Origin of the sequence: Marinobacter sp. C1S70 (assembly GCF_000475355.1) — a bacterium.
Classification (GTDB): Bacteria; Pseudomonadota; Gammaproteobacteria; order Pseudomonadales; family Oleiphilaceae; genus Marinobacter; species Marinobacter nauticus.
Window position 1 is genome coordinate 1 of record NZ_AXBW01000089.1, and the last position, 2967, is coordinate 2967.

A 2967-nucleotide genomic window follows, 5' to 3' on the forward strand; every position below is an offset into this window, starting at 1 on the left:
AGATTCACTATGCCACTACAACTCCCTGCTCCCCTGTGTGTTCGGTCTTCTCGACTTCAGACCAGTCAGTAACCCCAAAGGGCAGATCCCTTATGTCCAATTTGCTTCTCCTTAAGCACATAACGCCAACAGCATGCGCGGCTGCGAAATGAAGGCGAAGCCGCAATGTAGTAGACGTCGCCGTGCCTGTGATTGTTAGAACCGTTGCCCGTTAATTGCACCACTGCCTCTCGCATGGGACGCCGTCATGATTTCCGTCCATTTTCGTATTGGGGCAATTCCTCAGAAAATAGGTCGCTTCCGCACAAGATGTCATCTGAGAGCAATATGTTCTCCCGTCACATCTGAATTTCTGATTGGACACCATAGGTTTAGAAAAACTTGAGCTTGCGGGCTCGGAAAAATTCAAACTGGTGAGATCAGAAGTTGCGGCTGTGACGGACGATACGCCACCGTTCATATAAGCAAAGATCCCGATAATTAGAACGCCGAAAACTTGTAGCTTGAACGGGCCTTTAGCGTCTTGCCAGTGAACGATCAGGTAAATGAGCGCTACTGGTGCAATAAAAAAGACTGCAAGCCCCCAAAAAATGCCTGTTCTAAAAGCCGAAATTAGCAGACCGATTCCGCCAATGATGAATATTCCAAGACCAACATAAAAAACTACGTCACTCACTCGGTGTTCCTTTTTAAGTTCTAACGCCAGCGCACAACGGCGACCTTGTAATGGAGGCGCAGCCGCAATGAAAAGGGCGTCCGGCGGCCATCGGCCGCGTATTGATGCGCCTTGTTATACATGAGCCTCCTCCGGAATTTGACCCAATAGATCAGTAACCCCGATATCTTCACCAGCCTGTGACAACAAAGTACTTATCTGACCGCGATGGTGGGTTTGATGATTGAAAAAATGAAGAACCAGACTCGAAAAGCGTTTATTGGCAGGAACCCCTTTGGTGTTGCGATAGGCAAGCACGAAATCCAGGTCACTTTCGGACAATTCAGCTACCCAACTGACTATTGTCTGATCCAACCAGGCCCGATGCTCAGACAAACGGCCTAAATCATCGAAAACAATCTGATCCAAGCTGGTTGGCCTCGGAAGGTCAGCGACTTCACGTAGCGAGCCTAAGCACGATGGGTGTGTGGCAAATCGCTTAAGCCAGATCGTGTCGCCAACGACGACATGGTTCAAAGTTCCTAGAATAGAGCCAAAAAATGCCCGACGATCCGTAATCAAATCTTTGGCAGAAAGATGACCTGCAGCCTCATAGACCTTTGAGTTCATCGACTGATTGTAGTTGGCCAATAATCCAAAGTGATCTTTCAGGCTCATCGGAGTTCCTTCTCATGTATAACGCTGAGCGCACCGGTGGCCTTTACAGAGCGAAGCGGCGTAAAGGACATCCGCGTGACGCGTATTGTTATGCACTGTTAAATCTCCCGCCGTTGCCCGATACACAGCAGTGCAGTTGGTTCCAAGTTTGAGGGTAACCTCAATGCTTCCTTGACCCTTGCATCATCAAACCCTGCCACCAGAACACAACCAAGTCCGAGAGCCGTACTCTGGAGATGAACATTTTGTGCTAAAGCCCCAGTTTCCATATATACATAGCGAGCACCTCGCTCTCCCTCGGGTGGCTGAGATTCAAAGTGCCGAACCGCAACTCCGAGTTTCGCTGAAACCCCGATGACGATAGCTGCCTCTTTCAACCATGGTTGATCGCCAATCCCTAGCTCGTGCATCGCCCCTTCCGGAATACAGCTACCGACTAGCTCCAGCGAATGGCTTTCAGCCTTATACTCATAGGTACCGGGCTCAAGTTCCGATACCCGCTGCACCACAATTTGTAGATACAGCGGGTATAACCCACCTGCTGATGGAGTTGATCTTTTTTGATCGGCACCGGTTACGCCTTGGGCCGACCAAAGCAATTGGGACAAAACACCTAAAGGTAGCGGTGCCTGCGTATATTCTCTTACGCTGCGCCGAGACTCAATACACTCAACCAATGGCTCAGAGCCTTGTAATTCGGGCGTTGGTAGCTCGATGACCATGCACTTACCCCCCTATGCATAACGACTGAATTATGCGCCATCACTGTCTTTCCCGGTAACTTTTGCATCAGAACCGAGGAGTTATGCAACCTACCGGGAGAGCGCCAGCCAGCCCGCACAACCAGCCATCAAGCCGGCAGAGGTTCTATTCACCCGCTTCATCACCTTCGGGGAGCTAGCTGCACGACGAACCTTTAAAGCCGCCGCCAGATAAGCGAATTGGACCGCAAGGTCGATCCCGAGTCCCAAAGCTAGGATCAGCCCGACCTCAGACAGCGACAGTGCCGTCATGTCGAAGGCGTGGGGCAGCACAGCCCCAAAGAAGATCACCGCCTTGGGATTGCTGAGCGTCAGGAATGATCCGGCCAGGATGCCGCGCCCAACGGAAAACGCGGACGCGGATGTGAGCTGTCCCCGCAAGGTGTCCCGAGTCCAGAGCTTCCAAGCGACGAACAAAATGTAGGCAATGCCGAGCCATTTTACCGTGATAAAAACAGCCTCAAAGCGTAAAGCTAGCGCGGCAAGCCCGAGCATCGCAACAACCAACCAAACAGCATTTCCCAGCACCATGCCGACGATGAAAGAAACACTGGCGCGCCCGCCCCGCGAGAGAACCTGACAGATCAACACACCTTGTGCGGGGCCAGGGATCGCGGCTGCAATTGCAAAAGGTACGATGAAAAACCAAATCGAAGTAGTGATGTTCATGTATTCTCCTGAAGAGTCTATTCGTTTTGACTACATGACTGAGATAACCGGCCAGACTGCAAGCGCATAACGCCAGCAATAAACGGCGCCCTGACAAGGGCGTCCGGTGGAGGCCGTAGGCCGGAACGAATTTGATTGCCTTGTTAAATGGCAAGCGGCCCCATTTCATGTTCATAAATAAACTGTAATCCCCCCAGAAAATAA

At 51.2% G+C, this 2967-nt stretch carries 4 protein-coding genes; all 4 read right to left on the reverse strand.

Annotated features, from left to right (window positions below; all coding sequences use genetic code 11):
• Positions 1-211 precede the first annotated feature (211 nt).
• The 4 genes from Q669_RS20180 to Q669_RS18725 all read right to left on the reverse strand — a co-directional run bounded on the left by Q669_RS20180 (position 212) and on the right by Q669_RS18725 (position 2763).
• Positions 212-676, reverse strand: a complete 465-nt coding sequence (locus Q669_RS20180; protein WP_022993457.1) for an excalibur calcium-binding domain-containing protein — start codon at positions 674-676, stop codon at positions 212-214.
• A 114-nt stretch (positions 677-790) separates the two neighbouring features.
• Complete coding sequence (locus tag Q669_RS18715; RefSeq protein WP_022993458.1) at positions 791-1333, reverse strand: DinB family protein; 543 nt, start codon at positions 1331-1333, stop codon at positions 791-793.
• A 98-nt stretch (positions 1334-1431) separates the two neighbouring features.
• Entirely contained in the window at positions 1432-2055 is a 624-nt protein-coding gene (locus Q669_RS19465) for a SagB/ThcOx family dehydrogenase (RefSeq protein WP_031211402.1), read from the reverse strand.
• A 90-nt stretch (positions 2056-2145) separates the two neighbouring features.
• Positions 2146-2763, reverse strand: coding sequence for a LysE family translocator (locus Q669_RS18725; protein ID WP_022993460.1), 618 nt, complete (start codon positions 2761-2763; stop codon positions 2146-2148).
• Positions 2764-2967 lie beyond the last annotated feature (204 nt).

Excerpts from the sequence above, each read along its gene's own strand:
- Q669_RS18715 (WP_022993458.1), bottom strand. The coding sequence starts at position 1,333 with ATGAGCCTGAAAGATCACTTTGGATTATTGGCCAACTACAATCAGTCG.
- Q669_RS19465 (WP_031211402.1), bottom strand. The coding sequence starts at position 2,055 with ATGGTCATCGAGCTACCAACGCCCGAATTACAAGGCTCTGAGCCATTG.
- Q669_RS18725 (WP_022993460.1), bottom strand. The coding sequence starts at position 2,763 with ATGAACATCACTACTTCGATTTGGTTTTTCATCGTACCTTTTGCAATT.